Raw genomic sequence first — 21,225 nt, 5'->3', positions numbered from 1 at the left:
TTGCGTGAGGAGGGTATTGCTTCGCGCTTAGATTTTTGTTCAGCCAATCTAGCAAAGTGAGAATTCTGCATGAACTATCGTCACGCCTTTCATGTCGGGAATTTTGCTGACATTTTAAAACACCTTGTCCTTACCCTTTGCATTGAGCATTTGAAGAAGAAGGACAAACCCTTTCGTTATATTGATACACATGCGGGTATTGGTCGGTATGATCTGACGGGGGATGAAGCGCGCCGTAGCCCAGAATGGCAAGAAGGCATTGGTCGGTTATGGGAAGCGCATAAGGCGGGTGATATTCCTGACGATGTCGCGGAAATTTTGAAACCGTTTTTAGATGCAGTCTCTGAAATCAACTATGATGGCGCACTCGAAGCCTATCCTGGATCACCAGATCTTGCAGCGACTTTAATGCGTGAACAGGATGTGCTGCGTTTAACTGAGCTTCACCCACAGGACAAAGAAACGCTGAGTGACCACTTCTTCCGCGATAAACGCGTCAAGATTGAAAACCGCAATGGGTATGAAGCGCTAAAAGCATATATGCCGCCTCCAGAGCGCCGCGGGGTCGTGCTGGTAGATCCGCCATTTGAGCACCGTGATGAGCTTGCGCATATGGCTAAGGGCGCGATGGGCGGAATATCGCGCTGGCCTACTGGGACATTTATTTTCTGGCGTCCTTTGAAAGATATGGAGAATACCCAGAAGTTTGATGATGGGCTTGCTGAATGGGTACTCGATGACATGGAGTTGTCAGCCGATAAGGTTTTGCTTGTTGATGCTTGGGTCAAAGAAATTGTTGAGCCTGGTCCTTTGTGCGGCGCGGGTGTTGTGGTGATTAATCCGCCTTATGGCTTGCAAGATGTATTGTTGACAGTGTTGCCGTGGCTCACCGAGCTGTTAGCTCAAGGAGAAGGTGCAGGCTGGCGCATTAATACGCCTGAGCCCGATCCAGATTTTACGGCTATGGCTGAATTGGATGCAGAAGAAGAAGCGGATGCGAGCAAGGGCTTCTCACCTGATGATGATGATGCACTATTGGAATTAGGCGAGGATGAGCTCGCAGCTTTGGGCCTTAAAGGAGAGGATTAAACCTCTCCGCGTTTAAAGAGCCTGCCGCGTTCTGTTATTAAGATAATACCAAGTGCGAGCAATAGGCACACAGCATTTGCCACAAACAATGGCCCTAGAGTGCCATCGTAATGGTCGGCAATGAAGCCGCCTATAACAGCCGCAAGGAAGGTCGTGGCAAATCCATAGAGCGCTGAGGCTGTTCCGGCCACATGGCCAAGGGGCTCCATTGCGGTGGCTGAGAAATTGGGGCCGATAAAGCCGATGCAAATGAATGATGCGATCATTAACACATAGAATACGGCGAAATCTTCATTGCCGCTATGTGATATGATTGCGTGGAGAACATTCACACAAACCATAAATATGAGCGCCCAGTGCGATAAAAAACGCATGCCTAGCTTTTTCACAAGGCGGGAGTTGAGCAAGTTTGAAACTGCCATACCTGCAGACACACCAGCAAACCAAAGGGCGAATGTCGCTGCTTTATCAAATGTTTCTGAATATATCTGTTCGGAAGCACTGATATACCCAAACAGTGTTCCAAAGATAAGAGCAGAAGCCATGGAATAGCCGATAGCTAAACGGTTCGTTACAACTGTTTTATAGGAAGAAAAAATGACTTTCGGCTGGAGGAGGCGTTTGTCTTCTGGGGCGAGGGTTTCAGGAAGACGTATCCACGACCAGATAAGCATGGCGGACCCAAGGACAACCAGCGCCCAAAAGATAGATCGCCAATCCCCAAATAGGTATAATATTCCTTCACCAATGCTGGGCGCGAGAATGGGGGCTGCCATAAATATCAACATCACGACGGACATGATTTCCGCCATTGCACGGCCTGTATAGCAATCTCTTGTGACGGCAGCAGCGACAACGCGAGTCGCGCCGGCGGCTGCACCCTGAATAGCGCGTGCAAAAATGAGTAAGCTGTAGGCGGGGGCGAACAAACAGGCGATGCTAGCCAGCACATAGATAGAAAGTGAAATTGCGAGAATGGGTTTGCGGCCAAAGCGATCTATTAGCGGGCCGTAAAAGATTTGAGATAGCCCCATTCCCATAAGATAGACGATCACCATTTTCTGGCGTTGGTTATCATCTTCAAATTGGAACGTGTTTTGAATGTCGCCAAGTGCAGGTAGCATTATGTCAACGGCAGTGGCGTTAAGTGCCATTAAACCTGCGATTATGCAGATAAATTCCCAGACAGGTAGGCGCTTAAAATTTGCAGATTTTGCCGCATTTTCGGAATTTTCATTCGTTCCAGTGTTTGATTCAGACATGAAACATCATCCAATTGAAGATTGATAGAAATTCCAGTTGAGACGTGGAATGCGGCGCGGTCACAATTGACAGATGCTCACCTAAAGGCAAGTGTTCAACCCTAACAATAGCTCATAAATACAGGAAATAACTGTCAGTTATGACGATCATTCACTGTGCATGCATTCAGTTGCGGTCTAGCGAGAATGTCGCTGACAATATTCAAATTGTAAGTGAGCTTATTCGTGAAGCCGCTAGTATGGGGGCGGAGTTTATCCTAACACCGGAAAATACGGGTTTTCTGGATATCCGGCGTGGGGGTGCTGTTGGCAAGGTTGTGCGCCAGAGCGCGGATGCTTGCCTCGCGGCGCTGTCCTGCTTAGCTGGAGAGTTGGGGGTGTGGCTGCAGATCGGCTCACTTGCTGTGCTGGATGATAAAACGGAAGCAGACGCTAAATATTCCAATCGCTCCTTTTTAATAAACCCTAACGGTCAGATCGTGGCCCACTATGACAAGATACACATGTTTGATGTGGAGGTGGGGGATGGGCAATCTTATAAAGAGTCGCGTGCCTATGAAGCCGGTCAGCAAAGTGTGCTCGTAGAAACGCCATTTGCTAAGTTGGGAATGAGCATTTGTTATGATTTGCGATTTCCCTATTTATATCGCCAATTGGCGCAAGCTGGTGCTAATCTGATTACGATACCCGCCGCGTTTACAAAGGTAACTGGTGAGGCCCACTGGCATGCTTTGATACGCGCTCGAGCAATAGAGAATGGCGCTTTCGTGATGGCGGCTGCGCAAGGTGGTTTGCACTCAGATGGACGTGAAACATTCGGGCACTCGCTTATTGTGTCGCCTTGGGGAGAGGTCATAGCTGAAGCGGAGTTGGACCCCTGCGTGATTACGGCCAAATTGGACATGGAAGATGTAAAGCGGGCTAGGGCACGTATCCCATCTCTTCAAAATGAACGTACGTTTTCAGTGCGTTCTATACGTGCGGATTAGTTTGCGAAACACCATAGGCCCGAGCAAATACCTGTCGTCAATTGCAACAGCAAATCTAATGCGCCGCCGATTATAAGAATTGGTACGCCTACCCAAACAAATAAAAGCCAGATTGCCATTGGCGTTATGTGAGGCTCTTTGAGGGTGTAGCCTGAAATAGTTTTAACTTTCCTGCGGGCCATATGTATTATTGCCTTTCAAGTCAGAACAGCGGAGTGTATGTCTCCGCATCGTTAACCCTAAAGACTAATTTTTTGTTTCATGAGTGAAGTCCTACAGGTTCGTTGGAACCAAATTAATCGAAATGAGTGGGATAAGGCCCATGCTGATGCTTGTGCGAGCTATCAGCAGGATTGGGCTTATGGAAAAGTGCTTGAAAAACATGGTGCTAAAGTTTGGCGCGCAAGTGTTTCTGACTCTGGCAATAATTTGATCGCGCTGGCTCAGATCACCTCGAAACCATTTGCTATGGTGGGGAATTTTGGGTTGTGTACGCATGGACCCATTTGGTTAGAGCGTCTGACCGCTGATGATAAGCGATTTATATATCGAGCGTTAGGCAATGCTGTTCCTGTAAAATGGCCCAAATTGGTTGTATTTACACCCGATGAAGCACGCGATGATGTCGCACGTGTTTCGGGTGTTAAAAGGGTGATGACGGGCGAAGCCACTGTACGAATAAATCTTGAGCAAGATGTAGATGTGTTGCGCGCAGCGATGGACCAGAAATGGCGTAATCGGTTGAAAGCAGCTGAAAAGTCCGATTTGAAATTTACCATTGGCGGCACAAAACCTTCCCAATACCGATGGCTATTGGATATTGAAGATATTCAACGCGAAAGGCGTGGATATCGCGCTCTTCCAGCTGAAATGACGCTTGATTGGCAGACCTTTAAATCAAATGCAGAGAATGGCTCTAAGAATGGTGGTGTCTCCATTTATCGCGCGGATTTGGGGAAGGAATGCGCCGGGGCTATGCTGGTGCTAGAGCATGGGACAATGGCGACATATCACATTGGCTGGGCGTCCGAAGAAGGACGTAAGCTGGGTGCTCATAATTTATGTTTGTGGAATGCGTGCTTGGACTTGAAAGCGCGGGGTTTTAAGAAATTTGACCTAGGCGGTGTAAACACGCAATCAGGCGCAGGAATAGCGCGTTTTAAGATTGGCACTGGTGGCGAAGTATTTCAGCGTGCGGGCGCATTTGTATAACGCCAGCACACTGAATTTAAGAATTACACGTTGAATTTGAAAAGAAGAACATCACCGTCTTTTACGATGTATTCCTTACCTTCTTGACGTACTTTTCCAGCTTCTTTAGCGCCAGACTCGCCATTATATTTGATGTAATCTTCATAGGCGATTGTTTCTGCACGAATAAACCCGCGCTCGAAATCGCCGTGAATGACACCCGCAGCTTTTGGAGCTGTACAACCTTCAGGAATTGTCCAAGCGCGCGTTTCTTTAGGGCCACAAGTGAAATATGTTTGCAAGTTTAGCAGGCGGTAACCGGCTTGAATTACGCGGTTCAGGCCAGGTTCTTCAAGGCCGAGCGTTTCAAGAAATTCGGCTGCCTCATCATCATCAAGAACCGCGATTTCACTTTCTATTTTAGCCGAGATGGCGACGGCTTGTGCGCCTTCTTTTTCTGCGTGCGCAAATACTTTCGCAGAGAAGTCATTTCCAGTTGCGGCGCTGTCTTCATCCACGTTTGCAATATAAAACACTGGTTTGGATGTGAGGAGTTGAAGCATACGCCAAGCTTTGCGTGTGTCAGCATCATCGGGAATCGTGGCTGCGCGAGCAGGTTTTCCAGATTCAAGTTGTTCCATTGCGAGTGTGATAAGTTCAAGTGCAAGCTTTGCATCCTTATCATTTCCGCGTGCCTTTTTCTCCAAAGCGGGTTTACGCTTTTCAAGGCTTTCCATGTCGGCAATCATCAACTCTGTCTCGACGACTTCATAGTCAGACATCGGGTCGATTTTGCCTTCCACGTGTGTGATATCGTCATCTTCAAAACAGCGAAGCACATAGGCAATAGCATCTGTTTCGCGGATGTTAGCGAGGAATTGGTTGCCCAATCCTTCTCCTTTGCTTGCGCCTTTAACGAGACCGGCAATATCAACAAAATTCATGCGTGCCGGAATGACTTCTTTGGAGCCAGCAATATCAGCAAGGGCGCGGAGGCGTTTTTCCGGAACTGCGACTTCGCCTTCATTGGGGTCAATCGTACAGAAAGGGTAGTTTGCTGCCTGAGCATCTGCTGTACGTGTCAGGGCGTTGAAGAGTGTGGACTTACCTACGTTGGGAAGGCCGACGATACCGCATTTAAAACCCATAAAGGTTGGCTCCGAAGTTTGTTTGGCCTGAGTGTTTTCCATTCAAAGAAGGAATGCAGGCTGATAAATATTTGCCTTGGGATAAAGCCGTATTTTGGCTTCAAGGCAATGCATTATATGTGTTGAGGCGATGCTTTGCCTCAATCAAGGCTGAATTAGGCCTCGCCTCTATTCATTCGGCGAGACATATCTTCTTTTGGTGCAGGTGCAAGCCGCATAACTTCAGCTTGAAAGCGTTCATCATCATTGGCAGCGAGGAAGTGAATTGAGCGTGCGCAAGCATCTAGCATATCTTCAAGCCATTTAGCTTCTGATTTGGCAAAGTCTGAAAGGACATGACCTTGGACGTGGGATTTATCACCGGGGTGGCCAACACCAAGGCGCGTGCGGCGTACATCTTTACTTGCTTGGGCCATGATGGAACGCATACCATTATTGCCAGAATGACCGCCGCCAATTTTAACGCGCACACGGCCAGGAGCGAGGTCAATTTCATCATGGAAAACCATGACATTTTCAGGTGCGATCTTAAAAAAGTTCATAGCTTCTCCGACAGATCGACCACTATCATTATAAAAAGTTGTCGGTTTGAGAAGGAGAGTTTTTACGCGCTTGCCATTTGCGTCAGTAAGGAAACCTTCGGATATTTTACCTTGGAATTTGCTTTTCCACGGGCCGAAATTATGCATATCGGCGATGGTATCAATAGCCATGAAGCCGATATTGTGGCGATTGCCTTTATATTGATCCCCCGGATTTCCAAGGCCGACGAGTAGCAACATGACGGGCTCCACATTTTGAGTATTTTCACTGGCAAAAGGTAATAGCGTGCGAAGCTTGGAAAGCAAACCGGACATCTACCAATATCCTTCTGGGTAAATAGAAAGACGGCGCTGAATTTCTTCAACGCCGTCTGTTCTTAATTTAAAAGGTTGAAGCGAGCAATTATGCTTCTGCCTCGTCACCATCTTCAGCTTCTGCTTCGTCATCCTCAGCATCATCTGCTTTAGCGGAAGCAGTACGACCAACGATTGTCGCGATTGTGAAGTCACGGTCAGTAATTGTTGGTGTTGCGTTCTCTGGAACTTCGATTTGAGAGATTTTGATGTTGTCACCAATATCAAGTTCAGACACATCAGCAGTCAAGAATTCAGGAATGCTTCCGGCTGGAACTTCAAGTTCAACTTCGTGACGAACAATGTTCAATGAACCACCACGTTTGATACCAGGTGCAACGTCATCACCTGTGAAGTGTACTGGAACTTCAACTTTAACAAGCTGGTTTTCTTTCACGCGGTATAGGTCAACGTGCAAAGCGATCTCAGATACAGGGTGGAATTGAACGTCTTGTGGAATTACGAATTGCTTCTTGCCTTTGAAGTCGATGACGACAAGGTTAGAAAGGAACTTACCGGAGTTCAAAGCTTTAAGAATTTCGATACGGTCAAGGTTGATTGCAACAGGTGCTTCTGATCCACCGTATAGAACTGCAGGTACTTGGTCGTTGCGACGTGCTTCACGTGCGCCACCTTTACCAGTGCGTTCGCGTAGCTCGACTTTCAATGTAATTGAAGAAGCCATATTTTTTTATCCTTCCGTTCTGAGGTCCATGCAACACCATGCTGCACAACCCCCAAACATAACAGGGTGTGTCACCCTTGGAGTTGAAGAGGGGCTTATAGGGGGATGGATTGAGAAATGCAACAGACAATCACCCCATGAGTAGGATTTCCAATTTTGTACGGGTAATTTCAAGAAGAATTACCTTTGACAAGGGTGTGTTACATATGTAGTGTATATGTAACGGGGATAATTCTAATCTGTTAAGGTAGAGCAATACATCCATGAGCCAGCAACCAAATAAATCTGAACTTACCGTCCTTAAACGTTTTTGGACAGTTGGTGAGCAAAGTGCGCGCGAAGTACACGATAGCGTTACAGGTGAGACGGGATGGAGTTACTCCACAACGCGGACAGTTATTAATCGAATGACTGACAAATCATGGCTCACGCGGCGCGATGTGCATGGGATTACAGTTTTTGATGCTGCAATATCCAAAGTGGAAGTGTTTAGCAGCCTTGTGAAAGACCTGACACGAAAAGTTATGGATATTGAAGGCGATTTGCCTGTGTCGATGTTTGCAAAAAGCCCGCATTTGTCCAGTGATGAACTGGATGAATTGGATGGTTTGATAAATGCATCAGAGAACACACAATCTGAGCGGGGAGAAAAATCATGAACTTCGTAATGCTATTGGTACTCTCAATAGTTTGGGGGGGGATTGTAGTAGTTGCAGCGGCAGGTGTGCAGCGTCTTGGCTTATCCGGGCGGACACGGCAGATGATGTGGCGGTGTGCTGGTGGAATGTTGTTGGCCCCGTTTCCTGTTGCAATGGTGTACGCGCTTGCTGAGCCTGGTAAAATAGCGCCCATCTGGAATTATGGAGAGGGAGAAGCGCCTTCTATACCTATCGTTCTGGATCAAGTGCCAGCTATGAATACGACGCCCATTGCCCAAACAGTAACGCAGGCCAGTCCATTTCAATTTGATTTTATGATGGCTTTAACAGCATTTTTGGTGCTGGGGTGGTTGTTTCGTGCATTTAGAGCGCGGTGGGCATCACGTGAGTTAAAGCAGATTACTTCCAAAGCTGTACCTATTCGTAGCTATACGGTTTTAAACGCTGCTGAGTTTTGGCAATCGCGGCTAGGGCTTGCACGCAAAGCCTCTTTCCAGCTTATGCCGGGGGATTACTCTCCTTTTACACAAGGTGTGTTCAAGCCTGTCGTGTATCTTCCGCACGGACTAGAGCGCGAACTTGGCGCTGAGGAATTGGCTTTAGTTGTCGGTCATGAACTTATGCATGTGCGTCGTTTAGATGCGTTATGGAGACCTGCAGAACGTATTGTCGCGGATATTTTATGGTTCAATCCATTTGCATGGATGGTACGGGCAGAGTTGGACCGTGCGCGTGAGATCGCTTGTGATGAGGCTATGCTTGTATCCAAAGCACCTCCTACAGTATATGCGCGAGCATTAGTTGCAGCGGCGCGTTTTGCGGAAGGGTTACCTACGCGCGCACCAGCAGCAGCAATGTTTCCATTTAATAAAGATAAAGAACTAACGGAACGCGTTAAAATTGCTGTTGCAAACACGCAAGGGAGTTCTTCCTTTGTAGGGCTTGCAGCTTTTGGAGCTTTTCTGTTGGCGGGACTACCACTTGCGGCGGCTCAAGGTGCGGGCGCTGAAAAGGTGCGTTCTCCATTGCCTCAATTTGAAGAGACCGTTGTAAAGTCGGAAAAAGCGAGGATCACATCTGGTTTTGGGAAACGCAAACATCCGATTTCCAAGGAGGTGAAAGATCACGCTGGTATAGATATCGCGGATAAGAAGGGCACTAAAATATATGCACCCGCTAATGGGGTGATTACATTTGCTGGCTTTAAAGACGGATATGGAAATGTCGTGCAGGTTGATTACAATCCTGAATGGATGGGACGTTTTGGCCAATTAGATAAGATTTTGGTTGAGGCCGGCCAATCTGTCCAAGCAGGTGATGTCATTGGCTTGCTGGGCGAATCTGGCAATGCTACCGGACCACATTTGCACTTGGAGGTGTTTGGTCCTGCGCCTGATTATGTGCAGTCTGGACGTAAGATAGCGTATGATCCAGAAAGGCTTGGTGTTGCGCTAATCCCCGCATTAGAAGATCGCGCAAGACAGATACGCGAACTTGGTGTTGTATTGCCAAGCCAAATTCAACAGCCTCAAAAAGTGAGTGATGTTATAGCGCCAATTGCGCCACCAGCACCATTAGCTCCAGAACCACCAAAGGCCCCTCAACCACCAAAAGTAACTGGAATTACATATCTACAAGATGGACGGGTTCAAGTGCTTGATGGGGGCGTTGTGTTTATGGAATTTGCTCCCCAAAAGGGTGACTTAATTCCGCGTCTCGTTGGCAAACATAATGATAGCTCTAAACGCCGTAGGTATAATTATAAAGAAGTAAATGGCGACAAGGTTGAGCTGCAGGCGGGTACACAAGACATCCCATCATCTAAATTGGGAATATGGGTGAATAGGCAAAAGATTGAATCACTTGCGGATTGGCAAGAATGGCGTGCCGATGTGGATGAGCACATCACAGATCATTTTGAAATTTCAATCGACCATGATTTTGAACATTTGGAGCATGATCTGGAGATGCAGATCGAAGAAGCTCTACGTGAAAGTGAAAATGGAGTAGAGCTTGCTGGTATTAACACCGAAAAGTGGGAAGCTGCGCTCGAAGCCAAAGCAGAAGCACGTGCTGAAGCGATTGCACAATCGTTTGAGAAAAATTGGTCTAGCAATGCTGAAGGCTGGGAAAAACAAGCTGCCGCGATGGGACGTAAGGCGAGTGAGCGTGCGCGTGTCTTTGCCGAAGCTCAGGCAATGTCTTCTCATACGTTTGCACAAGATTGGACATCGGAAGGTCAGCACCGCGCCGCTGCAATACATGTGGCAGCTTTAGAAGAAGCGCTACATGATTTGGATGATGAACTCATTTCCTTAGATGAGCAGTGTGATGCTGCAGAAGGAAAAAAAGGGGCAGGGTCCAAGTATGAACTTCAAGGATTGAAGATGGCGAAAAAGTCAGTGGAGCAGGCTCGCGCACAGGTGGCTAGTCAATTGCATGAAGCTAGGGTATCCCTAAGTAAATAGAGATTGACCCGAACTGACTAGGAAAAAGACCCCCGAATTAGTTAGGTGTCATAGAAAACGCAGCTCCTTGCCCGGAGCTGCGTTTTCGTTTTTCCATGTTTGGTGTATCAATTCGAGACAGAATGCCGTGGCTTCTGTTTGTCGTTTTTACTTAATAGTCAAATAGTTTCGATACAGATTCTTCATTTGCAACCCGGCGCACAGCTTCACCGATAAGAGGTGCAATCGAGACGCGGCGGATTTTTTTCGCTGATGCAACTTCTGCTGTTGCTGCGATGGAATCTGTACACACCAATTCTTTCAAGCGCGATTTATCGATCCGTGCGGCTGCACCTGGAGATAGAACTCCGTGTGTTACATAGGCAGAAACGGATTTTGCACCAGCGTTCAGCATAGCATCGGCAGCGTTGCAAAGTGTCCCACCAGAGTCGGTCATGTCATCGACCATAATGCATGCGCGGTCTTTCACATCTCCAATAATGTTCATAACTTCGGAGACACCGGCTTTAGGGCGGCGCTTATCAACAATTGCAAGGTCACAGTTTAAGCGATCTGCAAGAGCGCGCGCACGTACCACACCACCGACATCCGGAGAGACGACCATGAGATCTTTGGAGCCGTACTTTTCTTTGATGTCTTGAACGAATACAGGACCAGCAATCAAATTGTCAGTTGGGATATCGAAAAATCCCTGAATTTGTCCTGCGTGTAGGTCAACTGTTAGAACTCGATCTGCACCAGCTTTGTGAATTAGGTTTGCAACGAGTTTTGCTGAAATGGGGGTACGACCATCAGTTTTTCGGTCCTGACGCGCATATCCGTAATATGGGATCACGGCAGTGATACGACGTGCTGAAGCACGTACAAGAGCATCACACGTAATTAGCAATTCCATCAAATGGTCATTTGCCGGTGCTGAAGTTGACTGAATGAGAAAGACATCATGTCCACGCACATTTTCATTTATGCGTACAAACACTTCGTTGTCTGCAAAGGTCTTAACTTCAGCTTCGGTTAGTCTCGCATCCAGATATGACGCAACGTCTTTTGCCAAATCAGGATTGGAATTACATGTAATAAGTTTCATTTCGCCCATCGCCCAAAGGTTCCACTCAGTCTGTATCCTGCCCCAAATCTAGGTCTAATCCCCGACAGGTCCGATTTCATAGGGTTTTGTCTTAATCCAAGCTATACCGCAACCGTCTAAACGGCCGCAGGACAGATAAATCCTGTAATTTGTATATACGACACACTTTTGGAGCGAGATATCAGGCAACAAGCATGATTGAAGATGCATTTCGTCCGTAGTCTGACGCACCTTCAGCTTTTGAGCGGCGATAAGAAAAATACTTTTCGGGCTGAGAATATGTGTCATCAGCGATAATTTCGCTTTTTCCAACACCCGCACGAATAAGGCGTGCACTGCAATATTGTTTTAGATCAAATTTTAGACGGTCACCTTCGCCGTCTTCAAATAAGTTTGCACACCAAGGTGACACATCCAAAAATGCAGCTTCAAAATCAGGGCCGACTTCAAAACTTTCCTTGCTAATACAGGGACCTATAGCTGCAATCATATTCTCTGGAGATGCGCCGAGAGTCTGCATGCTTTCTATAGCGGATTCTATGACGCCTGTGACAGCGCCGCGCCAGCCTGCATGTATGGCAGCAATAACATTTGCTTTGGGATCACCAACTAAAATAGGTGCGCAATCTGCTGCCAGCGCGGTGATAACGAGGCCCGGAGTTGCTGTGACAATAGCATCTGCTTCGGGTGCTTGGGCGACAGAAAGGGGACCGTCAACAATGATTGCTTTATTTGTATGTGCTTGGCGCAAGGTGATCATGCGGCCAGGGAGTGCACCCATCGTCACACATATACGGTCTCTGTTTGCTTTAACTCTGTTTCCTTGGTCGCTAGAGCCTGGGCCAGTGTTGAGACTTTTGTATACACCCGTGGACACGCCGCCCTCACGTCCGAAAAAACCGTGTCGCCAATTCAATGTGAAGGGTGAGAGGGCGGGTGATTCTATATAGGGCGCGCGTGACGGGGATTGAGCCATGAATAATTCAAACAAATTGGTGTTTAGGTTAAGAGATATCTTGTATGGAATAGACTCGCAAACCGATCAATCTTTGTTTGGTTAAAGAGTCTGCGAAGAAGTTTGTCCTCACGATATCTTATTGATTAGTCTAACTCTTTTTTCCATTGAACAGAAACGCGTGCACCAGTTTCATTTCCAAAAACAGTACCGACTTCAACATTATCTACAGGCTCCCATTCAACAGCGAGGTCTGACTGCCCAGTCGCGCGGCTGCGAAGTTCAACATAGACGTTTTCTGAGAGGTATTTTCCCGTTTCAAGCTGCGCGTTACTATTTGCATCTTGAGAGATGACGAGACGGTCTAACCCAATTGCATTTTGTAGCTCTGATAAAGGTGCAAAGCCTTGCCCATCACCAGCCATGTTGGCGACGGCGACCGCCAGTTGAGCTGCTTCTATAGCGCTCAATTGGGTTGGGGAACGTCCAAAGAGTAGACGAGATATAATCTCATCTTCAGGAAGACTTGGAGAAGAAGAAAAGCTGATTTGAGGCGCGCGGACATTACCCGAAACGGTGATTGTGGAAGTTACGCCATCGGACGTTCGATCCGCTTTTAGGTTGGCAACAGCATCTGCGGGATTGCCTTCCAGACGAACCACGCCTGTCGTGAAGTCAAAAGGTTTTCCTAAGAGAGAGAAATTTCCTCTTACAATATTGGATGTTCCGCGTACATCGGGCTTTTTCAAAGTGCCTTTAATATGTGTATCGGCGGCGAGTTCAATATTCACCCCGCGCCCTGTGACATAGATGCGCCTGTCGGCTTTAATGTCGATATCTAGGGACATTTTCGATGTAGGAGAAATTTGAGGCTCGTACTCTTCATCCTCGTTGATTTCGTCTTTGAAGATTACATCAATTGTTTTGACACCGGAGCTACCAAATTGTGCGATGTTCACATGGGCCTCATCTACGATAAGATCACCTTTAATATCAATACCTTCGGTGGCGCGATTTACATCTAATCGACCAGAAAGATTGACGCTAAGGCCGTCTTGTTTGACAGCACCAAATTTATTGAAATCGACATGCATTGCGGAAGACTGGCCTGGGTCCCAGAATAGCTTGCCTGCACCATCTATGCTTCCTCCATCAATTCCCGAAGCATTCATTTTTAACAACTCGATTCCAGCGGCATCAACATGAACGTTTGCAAGAATGTTTTTCATGCGTGCGCCATAGCGATCATGTTCAAAACTCGCTTCAGAAACAGTGAGTTGACCTGTTGGTCGCAAATCAAAAAGGGGCGCTTCTGCTTGCGCGTTGAGATCAAAAAAACCTGCTAAGCTGACACTGTCTGTACCTGCTAGCGCCCAAGCGGCTTCTAGTTTTCCCAGCGCGCCGATATCAAGGCTGGCGTCCTGCGTTGTGTTGAGGGCGGGTATTCCATCAGTGACATCCAGCGGGACAGACAAAATCGCATCAATGTTCAGGTCTGACCCGTTTCGTGCTTCGAAAATGTTGACGAGGTGCCCGTCGAGGAATTCACCAACGAATGATAAATCAATGTGAGCGATAGAGTCGCCTTTATTTCCTGCATTTTCAAGGCTTAAGGTGTAACTTCCGGTACTATCTGCAGCTTGTCCCTGCCAAGAAATCTCCCCATTTATCGCTCCCTCTAAGTTCTCACGTCCGAGAAGATAAGTGAGACGTTCAAAGGAAATATCTGAGAACGACAGATCCGCATTTAATGCATTATCTAGTTTCTGGATGTCCGCTGACATAAGGCCGCCGAAGATGTTGAGATTAGACGAAATATCAACGCCTTCAGCCGTGCTGGTGATTAATGTTGGAGAGGTTGTTCCAAAGGTTTCTTCGTCAATTAGTCCTTTGACTCTAAGGGACAATTTTTTGAATTCTTCGGTGGTAGAGTAGGTGCCGTTTAAGTCTATTTTTAGTGGTGTGTCGGGGTCCACCAGCTTGGTCGTGCCTGCACTTGCTAAAGTGAAGTTCAAGGACTGGAGATTTCCTTTAGCTGATAATTGTGTGGATTTCAGCTTAGTGCCTGACACTTCGATATTATTTGCAGCCCCTTGAATGTCGATTAATTGGTCAGAAAACACACCGTCAAAGTCAATATTTCCTTTGATTCCAAGAGTTTCGAGCGGACCAGAAATTTTGAAATTTGCATTGGGCGAATTCTCGTCAGATAGACTTGCATTTGCCGTCAATTCCAGATCAGCCCATTGAGCTATGAGGTCATCGAGCTTGATGCCGTCCTCTGTTGAAATGCGTGTAGAAGCAGTGAGCGGAAAGGTATTTGCAAGCGCGTTTATTTGAATGTTGGCGGTAGTATCGCCTTGTTTAATATTAGCTTTTATGAGCGCGGATGCATTTTCTAAACTATTGCTTCCACTTTCAAGCGTATTGATCTGCAGTGTCGAATCCAGCGAGAGGTCTGACAATAGGCCATTGATTTTTGTGTCCAAACGGATGCCGGTAGAATTAAGGCTTTCGGTTTGGAAGACGGGAATTTGGGCCGAGATATCGGAGATAAGGTTTTGCTCGCTCAATTGACCTGTCACAGCAATGATGTTTGTGCCTGATTGCAGGTTTGTATTGAATTTTATCGCATTCTTGGGGCTAATATTTGCTTTTGCATTCAAGCGTGTATCGGCATGAAGAAGGCTGGATATCATCTCATTTTGGCTGACGAGAGTATTCTTGTCGGATGATAAATTTGCAACCCAATCGGTTTCGCTGGATGCCCGGTTTAGCTTGCCTTTGATAGAAATAGGACCGGAGAGTTGGTCCGTAAGTTTGCCTATATCACTTAGGCCTGCCTGTAGCGTGATAGCTGTCTGTCCTGCGCGTGATACCTTGCCTGCTACCTGAGTGGTGAGTGCGTCTGATGTGAGTGCTAGGCGTTTGATGGTGAGGTTTTCTGCCTCTGTGTCATAGGTGCCGGTGAAATCTGCCTTGAGTTGCTTTCCCAGCATCGCGTCGGCTTGGCTAATCCCAGAAATTGGAGCTTTTGCTTGTAGATTTGTCGTGAGATCAAGTTGGGAGTTTGCATAAGCTGCATCAAATTCAATATTGGCGCTTTGGACACTGCGCTGAGCATATTTAAAGTTTTGAGTTGAGAGCCGACCTTGAAGGTTGGATCGCTTAGGGGCGTATTTCCAAACACCATCAAATTTCGTTGACTCTGCATTTAGATCAGTTTGCCCAGTGAGCATTGGCAAAGAGAGAATATCGGCGTTTACCGTCCAATTATCCACCATTTCGCGGTCTTGTAGATTGGCGAGGCCTGCGGTTTCAAATGTAAGTGCGCGCGATGTTAAAGCGATTTGCAGCGGCGCTGCTTTCAATTTACTGAGGTCTGCTTCGATATTGGCGTTCAGCGTGCTTCCCAATCTTTGGGTGACGACATTGGCGAGCGCTACATTTTCTAGATCAGCCAGAACGTTAAGGGTGGCGTATGATTTTTCACTCACGCCATCAATGCTTAGAATATTTCTAGTCCCTAGAAAGGCTGTTCCGTTTCCGGTCCAATTTTTCAAATCTCCCTTGCCTGTAAAATCTACGGATAGATTGTCTTCGAGAGGTTTGGGTAAGAAACTGGCGATGAAACCATTGTTCGGAATGTCTAGCGTGACATGGCCATTTAGGAGTTTTTTCAAACTCCATTTTAGGTCAATGTCTGCTGTGTCCTTCGATTCAGATGTGGAATTTCCGGTGTCATCCGCGCCGGAGCTTTTAAGGTGTAGTTTAAAAAAGCTATTGGATGTGCCCACGTCCGCACTGGCGCTTAGGTTTAGGCTCGATTGGGGGAGGCCAGTATTCTGACTTGCAAAGATACGCGGGAATTGAACGCCCTCAACAATGATGCGTTTGATAAAGCTTTGTTTGCTGCTTTTCGGCTCTGGTTCTTCTTTGGGCGCTGAGGGAGGAAATTCGGGTTTATTTGCGGCGTTGATCTGAGCAATATTAATTGCTTTGATGTGCAGTGTTTTAGAGAAGAGAAGTTTTAGGGGTTTCCACTGTAATTCTGCATCTTCTGCATCTAACCAAACGCCATTGGCATCAGTGACGGTCAGGTTGGAGAAACCAAAATTTCCCAAGACATCGCCACGAAATCCGTCGATTTGGATATTCTGGCCGGCGATTGTGTGACTTTCAATTTGGTTCTCGATAATGGCGCGCCCGATTGGGCTTGCTATGAGTGCGCGTAGCACGATCACAAGAATGAGTAAGCCAAGCAGCGCGCAGCCTATGACTTTGATTGCCAGTTTTACGCGAGGGTTTCTGCGCGGAATATCGGGTGTTCCGGTATCGTCTTGGTCTGGGGGCGTTGGAATAAACTGCATTAGAAAGCCTGCCCGATACTAAGATAAACAAGCACGCTTTCATCATCTTCGCGTGGGTCTATCGGGGTTGCAATGTCAAAGCGAAGTGGACCAAAGCTGGTATAGTATCGTACACCTAAGCCAGCCCCCATTCTGAAATCAGAAAATGCGGGCGTTTCGCTGGCACCCACTTCACCCGCATCGACAAAAACGGCCATGCCGAGATTGTTGGCAAATCGAAGGCGGGCTTCAAGGCTTAATTCAACAAGGCTTCGACCACCAATGGGTTCATTTTCATCATTGCGCGGGCCTATAGCTTGATAGGCATATCCGCGAACAGAACCGCCACCACCGGCGTAGAAACGTCGGCTGGATGGGATGTCTGCAAATGAGGACCCTGCGATTCCACCCACTTTTAAACGGCTCGCCAAGATGAGTTTATCTTCGTTAAACCCCAAGTAACCGCGTGCAATCAAATCTGTGGTCAAGAATTGACCCTCTGCATCACCGATAGAATAAGCCGGCTCTGCCCCTAATTGCACGCGTAAGCCTTGAGATGGGTTTAGAGCATCGTCGGTATTATCAAAACGCAATCCACCACGCCCAGAGATGATCTGAAAATCTTTTTCTGTGCCGTCTTGAGTTTCTTTGCCGATTTCGCCGCCTATGCCAGCGAACACATCAAAGTGTTTAATCCAAGGGCGTTCATACAGAGCGTTTAGGGTTAGCGCGTCTCGGTCAAAAGCATCTGTTTGGATACTGCCGATTGAAGCCCCTAATGTAAGAGCATGGCGGTAGCCACCCTTCAAGGGCTGCTTCCAGCGACCAGATAGAGATTGTTCTAGATTGTTGAGTTGTAAATCCAGATTTACTGTATCTGCGCGCCCTGAATAATTGCGCATTTCATAGCCTGCTTGCAGACCCAAACCTTCCGTCGTGGCAAAGCTGGCACCAGCTGAAACAGAACGACGCGATCCATCCTCTAACGTGACCTCTACATCACGAATTTGGCATGAGCTAACCTGCTCCTGACTGGCTTCAGGTAGAAGCTCTTGGGATGGGGTGTCAGATAATTCGACTTTGACGAATGTGAAAAGCTGAGTTTGGGAAAGACGGGTTTTGTATTCTGCGATGGTTTCGGTGTTGTATCTATCTCCAAATTCATAGGGGGATAGTGTTTCTAGGATTTTGGTGCGGGTGCGCCCTGGATTGTGTGTGACAACATCACCGAGACAGATTTTCGGACCGGAGGTGAAATTGTATGTGAGATCTATACTTGCAGTTTCACGATCCCCGATAACAAGGCGTTCGCCTTTTTTTGCATAGGCAAAACCATCTGATTTTAACCGACCAAGCAAACGCGATTCTTCGTTGATAATTGTGTCGGCTTGCGCAAATTGACCTTTTCGAACTTCGAGGGGGGGCAGGTCTCGTTGTGTAATGAAGTCATCGCTGAGTTTCAAAGTTGCAGTGTTGATCGTAAAGCGGCGGCCTTTATTGATCCGAACAAGCGGGCGCAAGGGTGGGCCTGCTTCCACGGCAATATCAGCTTTAGCGTCTAGCCAGCCTTTTGAATTTAGAACATCAAGCGCAATTGTAGCGGTGCGTCGCGCTTGGCGGCGGGCAGCGAACTTCGTTGTTGGTGCTTCCAATTCCCCTTGCAATGCGAAGATTTCACTACGCAGAACATCATCAACACCTTCTCCTGTTATTTCTACAGATTGCGCGTGTGCTGTAGTGCTGATGCCCACGCAGAGTGCAATTGATATAAAGAAGGGGGCGATATAGGTCATACAGGTGTCTTTAAGGGGGTGATCGCCTTAAGCAGCGTATCTAGTTATTTCTACTAATATAAATTAGTCTCTTAGTATTGAGTATTCGTAGAATTTGACGCGAATATATGGCGCAATTTGGAACGTTTCTGAAAGATTTAGTGCATTCGCTATGAAAATTTCCAAATACATTGCCAAACCTTCAATTCATGCAAGAAAAACATCCGAAACTTCCCTTAATAGGCGACTAGTTCTTTCGGGACTGGGCGGGGCATTATTCCTTTCAAATTGTAGAACTGAACCGGCTATTCATGCGGGTTTAACCGCTGGTGAAACGGGGCGAGTGCAGGATGTGCGTGATGGTGATTCTTTAGTGCTGGATACCGGACTTTCCGTGCGGCTGGCGGCTATTGAGGCACCTCGCAAAGCATGGAAGCAGCGCGAAGCTGACGCGTTTGGAGAGGAGGCAGCAAATGCACTGACCTTTGCAGCGATTGGGCGTAAGTGTCAGCTATTTTATGGCGGACTAACACGAGATAAATATGCGCGGGCTATCGCCCATGTATTTGTTGAAAATGAGTTGGGCGCGATGGTGTGGCTGAATGGGGCTATGATCTCGCAAGGTTGTGCGCGTGTGAGAAGCTGGGCGGACAATGCTGCAAGAGTGCGCGATTTATATTCTTTGGAGGCAAAGGCGCGAGAAAAGAAAGCGGGGTTGTGGGCGCTGCCTGAGTATCAATTATTGTCTCCAAATGATCTGACAAGCGCGCCATATGGCCTTGCGATTGTTGAGGGGCGAGTTTCACACCTTAGCGAGACATTGCAGGCAGATAGTTTTTGTGAGGCTGGCAATGATGGCATGCTGCGGTTGAGCCTAGGCTTAGGTCTAACGCGATCTGATGAGCGTCTGCCTATTGCCGTTGGCAATGAGATAAGGGTGCGTTCCTCAAGCAGACGCAAAAAGAATGCCGCTGGTAATTATTCTGGGGGTGCCTTTTTAGTACCGGACCATTGGGGACAGTTTGAATTGATCTGATGCCCGTTTCTATGGAGTGGGCAGGGTTTTCTGAAGCAAAGAAAAAGGCGCTCTTCAAAGAAGAACGCCTTTAAACTTATCGTGCTAAATAGAGTAAAGCTCTATTTATGCAGCGGCTGCACGTTGTGCCAATGAGTGAGACAGGCGCGCGACGGCTTCTGTGTGCTCAATGTTTTCAACGATAGCAAGCTCGCGTGCCATACGGTCCAAAGCTGATTCGTACAATTGACGTTCAGAGTAAGACTGGTCTGGTTGATCTTCAGCGCGGTGAAGGTCACGAACAACTTCAGCGATAGAAATTAAGTCGCCTGAGTTGATTTTTGCTTCATATTCTTGAGCGCGACGTGACCACATTGTGCGTTTAATACGCGCACGTCCACCAAGAGTTTTGATTGCGTCGCCTACAACTTTAGTTGAGGCGAGTGAACGCATGCCTGAACTTTTGGCTTTTGCGGTTGGAACACGTAGGATCAATTTATCTTGTTCAAAAGCAACAACATAAACTTCGAGTTTGATGTCGGCGATTTCTTGTACTTCTACAGCGGTAATGCGGCCTACGCCGTGGGCTGGGTATACAATGTGCTGCTCAATTTCAAATGTTGACCCGGTTCCTGCTTGATTCGCCATTCCGCAATTTTCCTTTACTCAACCTAACGGCCAAAAAAACCCAATTCGCTGACACTAGGGAGGTGTCACGATTAGGACTATCTGGCGCGGTACTATTATTAATCTGCTCGGCAGCAGAAGCAGCAATATAGCAAAAATTAGGGTTTTGTTCAAGTCTTGGTGATTTCTTGGTAATGTTTACCTAGATATTGTGCCAAAACCTTAACAGAAACAGGATTTTGCTAAAGACGTCTATTCGTCACCTGTGCCTGGCTTATCTGAGAAATGTTCACCAAATTTATCTTTGACTTGTGACCACTCGTCTGCGTCTGCGGGCGCATCTTTTCTGACGGTGATGTTTGGCCATTTGGCTGCATACTCTGTGTTGATCTTCAACCATTTTCCGTCTTTGGAATCTTCTGTATCCGGAACGATAGCTTCAGCAGGACATTCAGGCTCACATACACCACAGTCGATGCATTCTTCCGGATCAATGACCAGCATGTTTTCACCTTCGTAAAAACAGTCCACAGGGCAGACTTCAACGCAGTCTGTGTACTTACATTTGATACAGGCGTCGATGACGATATAGGTCAAGGGAGGTACTCCAAGTGTGTTGTTTAGAGGGTGACATCCAAAATTTATGGGCTCATGTCAATTGAGGAAAGCTAGTAGGCATGTTTAGCCGCGCTTGTCTGACTGTTCCTCGTATAATTCATAGCAAGCTTGTGCTTCAGGGGCTGGGCCACGTCGATAGGGAAGTTTTATCACATTTAGTGTGATGATTTCCTTATTGCAATTAAAGCTCACCATATCTCCAATAAAAATATTTGCAGACGGTTTATCTGTGCGCCGCGTTTCGCCATTTCGGGTGATGCGTGCGCTTTTCTTGGAGATTTGAGTCGTGGCTAAAGCGCGGGTTTTGAAAAAGCGGATGCGATGTAGAAACAAATCCAATCGCATCCTGTCTGTTACGTCAGTATCAGAATTTTCGTGTGCCGCGTTATGCTTTGTCTTAGCCAAATACGCCTCG

The 21,225-nt window shown here is 47.1% G+C and carries 18 protein-coding genes; 6 read left to right on the top strand and 12 right to left on the bottom strand.

From position 1 onward, the window contains the following. Positions 1 to 69 precede the first annotated feature (69 nt). Complete coding sequence (locus ACFQS8_RS06915; protein ID WP_382166535.1) at positions 70 to 1,089, top strand: 23S rRNA (adenine(2030)-N(6))-methyltransferase RlmJ; 1,020 nt, start codon at positions 70 to 72, stop codon at positions 1,087 to 1,089. On the opposite strand, the gene ACFQS8_RS06910 is transcribed toward ACFQS8_RS06915, so the two are convergent. Continuing rightward, complete coding sequence (locus ACFQS8_RS06910; RefSeq protein ID WP_382166534.1) at positions 1,086 to 2,351, bottom strand: multidrug effflux MFS transporter; 1,266 nt, start codon at positions 2,349 to 2,351, stop codon at positions 1,086 to 1,088. The two genes, ACFQS8_RS06915 and ACFQS8_RS06910, sit on opposite strands and share 4 nt — an antisense overlap. Before the next feature lie 140 nt (positions 2,352 to 2,491). On the opposite strand from ACFQS8_RS06910, the gene ACFQS8_RS06905 reads away from it, so the two are divergent. After that, complete coding sequence (locus ACFQS8_RS06905; RefSeq protein ID WP_382166533.1) at positions 2,492 to 3,340, top strand: carbon-nitrogen hydrolase family protein; 849 nt, start codon at positions 2,492 to 2,494, stop codon at positions 3,338 to 3,340. Here the strand turns inward: ACFQS8_RS06905 and ACFQS8_RS06900 are convergent. Then, complete coding sequence (locus tag ACFQS8_RS06900; RefSeq protein WP_382166532.1) at positions 3,337 to 3,522, bottom strand: hypothetical protein; 186 nt, start codon at positions 3,520 to 3,522, stop codon at positions 3,337 to 3,339. The two genes, ACFQS8_RS06905 and ACFQS8_RS06900, sit on opposite strands and share 4 nt — an antisense overlap. Positions 3,523 to 3,601: 79 nt before the next feature. Between ACFQS8_RS06900 and ACFQS8_RS06895 the strand changes: the two genes are divergently transcribed. Then, a complete protein-coding gene (locus tag ACFQS8_RS06895) occupies positions 3,602 to 4,552 on the top strand; it encodes a lipid II:glycine glycyltransferase FemX (RefSeq protein WP_382166531.1) in 951 nt (316 codons plus the stop codon). Between the two features lie 23 nt (positions 4,553 to 4,575). Here the strand turns inward: ACFQS8_RS06895 and ychF are convergent, their stop codons facing one another. The 3 genes from ychF to ACFQS8_RS06880 form a co-directional block, all read right to left on the bottom strand. Then, positions 4,576 to 5,679, bottom strand: coding sequence for a redox-regulated ATPase YchF (ychF, locus tag ACFQS8_RS06890; protein WP_382166530.1), 1,104 nt, complete (start codon positions 5,677 to 5,679; stop codon positions 4,576 to 4,578). A 155-nt stretch (positions 5,680 to 5,834) separates the two neighbouring features. Beyond that, positions 5,835 to 6,461, bottom strand: coding sequence for an aminoacyl-tRNA hydrolase (pth, locus tag ACFQS8_RS06885; RefSeq protein WP_382166597.1), 627 nt, complete (start codon positions 6,459 to 6,461; stop codon positions 5,835 to 5,837). A gap of 163 nt (positions 6,462 to 6,624) precedes the next feature. Further along, positions 6,625 to 7,260, bottom strand: coding sequence for a 50S ribosomal protein L25/general stress protein Ctc (locus ACFQS8_RS06880; RefSeq protein ID WP_382166529.1), 636 nt, complete (start codon positions 7,258 to 7,260; stop codon positions 6,625 to 6,627). Positions 7,261 to 7,523: 263 nt separating this feature from the next. Between ACFQS8_RS06880 and ACFQS8_RS06875 the strand changes: the two genes are divergently transcribed. Both ACFQS8_RS06875 and ACFQS8_RS06870 read left to right on the top strand, forming a co-directional pair. After that, entirely contained in the window at positions 7,524 to 7,919 is a 396-nt protein-coding gene (locus ACFQS8_RS06875) for a BlaI/MecI/CopY family transcriptional regulator (RefSeq protein ID WP_382166528.1), read from the top strand. Beyond that, positions 7,916 to 10,387: a M23/M56 family metallopeptidase gene (locus ACFQS8_RS06870; RefSeq protein WP_382166527.1), complete on the top strand. Its 2,472-nt coding sequence runs from the start codon at positions 7,916 to 7,918 to the stop codon at positions 10,385 to 10,387. Before ACFQS8_RS06875 ends, ACFQS8_RS06870 begins: the two co-directional genes overlap by 4 nt. Positions 10,388 to 10,538: 151 nt before the next feature. Here ACFQS8_RS06870 and ACFQS8_RS06865 read toward each other — a convergent pair whose 3' ends face one another. The 4 genes from ACFQS8_RS06865 to ACFQS8_RS06850 all read right to left on the bottom strand — a co-directional run bounded on the left by ACFQS8_RS06865 (position 10,539) and on the right by ACFQS8_RS06850 (position 18,571). Further along, on the bottom strand, positions 10,539 to 11,474 hold the full coding sequence (locus ACFQS8_RS06865) for a ribose-phosphate pyrophosphokinase (protein ID WP_382166526.1): 936 nt from the start codon (positions 11,472 to 11,474) through the stop codon (positions 10,539 to 10,541). Between the two features lie 181 nt (positions 11,475 to 11,655). After that, a complete protein-coding gene (pgeF, locus tag ACFQS8_RS06860) occupies positions 11,656 to 12,450 on the bottom strand; it encodes a peptidoglycan editing factor PgeF (RefSeq protein WP_382166525.1) in 795 nt (264 codons plus the stop codon). 125 nt (positions 12,451 to 12,575) lie between these two features. Further along, on the bottom strand, positions 12,576 to 16,799 hold the full coding sequence (locus tag ACFQS8_RS06855; RefSeq protein WP_382166524.1) for a translocation/assembly module TamB domain-containing protein: 4,224 nt from the start codon (positions 16,797 to 16,799) through the stop codon (positions 12,576 to 12,578). Further along, the gene (locus ACFQS8_RS06850) at positions 16,799 to 18,571 is read right to left on the bottom strand and encodes an autotransporter assembly complex protein TamA (RefSeq protein WP_382166523.1); all 1,773 of its coding nucleotides are present in this window, start codon (positions 18,569 to 18,571) and stop codon (positions 16,799 to 16,801) included. The genes ACFQS8_RS06855 and ACFQS8_RS06850 overlap by 1 nt, the downstream gene beginning before the upstream one ends. A 151-nt stretch (positions 18,572 to 18,722) precedes the next feature. Between ACFQS8_RS06850 and ACFQS8_RS06845 the strand changes: the two genes are divergently transcribed. Next, the gene (locus tag ACFQS8_RS06845; protein WP_382166522.1) at positions 18,723 to 19,586 is read left to right on the top strand and encodes a thermonuclease family protein; all 864 of its coding nucleotides are present in this window, start codon (positions 18,723 to 18,725) and stop codon (positions 19,584 to 19,586) included. Positions 19,587 to 19,691: 105 nt separating this feature from the next. On the opposite strand, the gene ACFQS8_RS06840 is transcribed toward ACFQS8_RS06845, so the two are convergent. The 3 genes from ACFQS8_RS06840 to ACFQS8_RS06830 form a co-directional block, all read right to left on the bottom strand. Beyond that, positions 19,692 to 20,213 (bottom strand): CarD family transcriptional regulator, encoded by a 522-nt coding sequence (locus tag ACFQS8_RS06840; protein ID WP_382166521.1) that lies wholly within the window; start codon positions 20,211 to 20,213, stop codon positions 19,692 to 19,694. Between the two features lie 231 nt (positions 20,214 to 20,444). Continuing rightward, complete coding sequence (fdxA, locus tag ACFQS8_RS06835) at positions 20,445 to 20,789, bottom strand: ferredoxin FdxA (protein ID WP_382166520.1); 345 nt, start codon at positions 20,787 to 20,789, stop codon at positions 20,445 to 20,447. An 84-nt stretch (positions 20,790 to 20,873) separates the two neighbouring features. After that, on the bottom strand, positions 20,874 to 21,215 hold the full coding sequence (locus ACFQS8_RS06830; protein ID WP_382166519.1) for an RNA-binding protein: 342 nt from the start codon (positions 21,213 to 21,215) through the stop codon (positions 20,874 to 20,876). Positions 21,216 to 21,225 lie beyond the last annotated feature (10 nt).

The sequence above is a fragment of the Hirschia litorea genome (assembly GCF_042665075.1).
Classification (GTDB): domain Bacteria; phylum Pseudomonadota; class Alphaproteobacteria; order Caulobacterales; family Hyphomonadaceae; genus Hirschia; species Hirschia litorea.
This window is presented reverse-complemented; position numbering and strand designations above follow the sequence as displayed.

What these genes read in the sequence shown, in the direction of transcription:
- ACFQS8_RS06915 (WP_382166535.1), top strand. Translation starts at nt 70, where the DNA reads ATGAACTATCGTCACGCCTTTCATGTCGGGAATTTTGCTGACATTTTA.
- ACFQS8_RS06910 (WP_382166534.1), bottom strand. Translation starts at nt 2,351, where the DNA reads ATGTCTGAATCAAACACTGGAACGAATGAAAATTCCGAAAATGCGGCA.
- ACFQS8_RS06905 (WP_382166533.1), top strand. Translation starts at nt 2,492, where the DNA reads ATGACGATCATTCACTGTGCATGCATTCAGTTGCGGTCTAGCGAGAAT.
- ACFQS8_RS06900 (WP_382166532.1), bottom strand. Translation starts at nt 3,522, where the DNA reads ATGGCCCGCAGGAAAGTTAAAACTATTTCAGGCTACACCCTCAAAGAG.
- ACFQS8_RS06895 (WP_382166531.1), top strand. Translation starts at nt 3,602, where the DNA reads ATGAGTGAAGTCCTACAGGTTCGTTGGAACCAAATTAATCGAAATGAG.
- ychF (WP_382166530.1), bottom strand. Translation starts at nt 5,679, where the DNA reads ATGGGTTTTAAATGCGGTATCGTCGGCCTTCCCAACGTAGGTAAGTCC.
- pth (WP_382166597.1), bottom strand. Translation starts at nt 6,461, where the DNA reads ATGTTGCTACTCGTCGGCCTTGGAAATCCGGGGGATCAATATAAAGGC.
- ACFQS8_RS06880 (WP_382166529.1), bottom strand. Translation starts at nt 7,260, where the DNA reads ATGGCTTCTTCAATTACATTGAAAGTCGAGCTACGCGAACGCACTGGT.
- ACFQS8_RS06875 (WP_382166528.1), top strand. Translation starts at nt 7,524, where the DNA reads ATGAGCCAGCAACCAAATAAATCTGAACTTACCGTCCTTAAACGTTTT.
- ACFQS8_RS06870 (WP_382166527.1), top strand. Translation starts at nt 7,916, where the DNA reads ATGAACTTCGTAATGCTATTGGTACTCTCAATAGTTTGGGGGGGGATT.
- ACFQS8_RS06865 (WP_382166526.1), bottom strand. Translation starts at nt 11,474, where the DNA reads ATGAAACTTATTACATGTAATTCCAATCCTGATTTGGCAAAAGACGTT.
- pgeF (WP_382166525.1), bottom strand. Translation starts at nt 12,450, where the DNA reads ATGGCTCAATCCCCGTCACGCGCGCCCTATATAGAATCACCCGCCCTC.
- ACFQS8_RS06855 (WP_382166524.1), bottom strand. Translation starts at nt 16,799, where the DNA reads ATGCAGTTTATTCCAACGCCCCCAGACCAAGACGATACCGGAACACCC.
- ACFQS8_RS06850 (WP_382166523.1), bottom strand. Translation starts at nt 18,571, where the DNA reads ATGACCTATATCGCCCCCTTCTTTATATCAATTGCACTCTGCGTGGGC.
- ACFQS8_RS06845 (WP_382166522.1), top strand. Translation starts at nt 18,723, where the DNA reads ATGAAAATTTCCAAATACATTGCCAAACCTTCAATTCATGCAAGAAAA.
- ACFQS8_RS06840 (WP_382166521.1), bottom strand. Translation starts at nt 20,213, where the DNA reads ATGGCGAATCAAGCAGGAACCGGGTCAACATTTGAAATTGAGCAGCAC.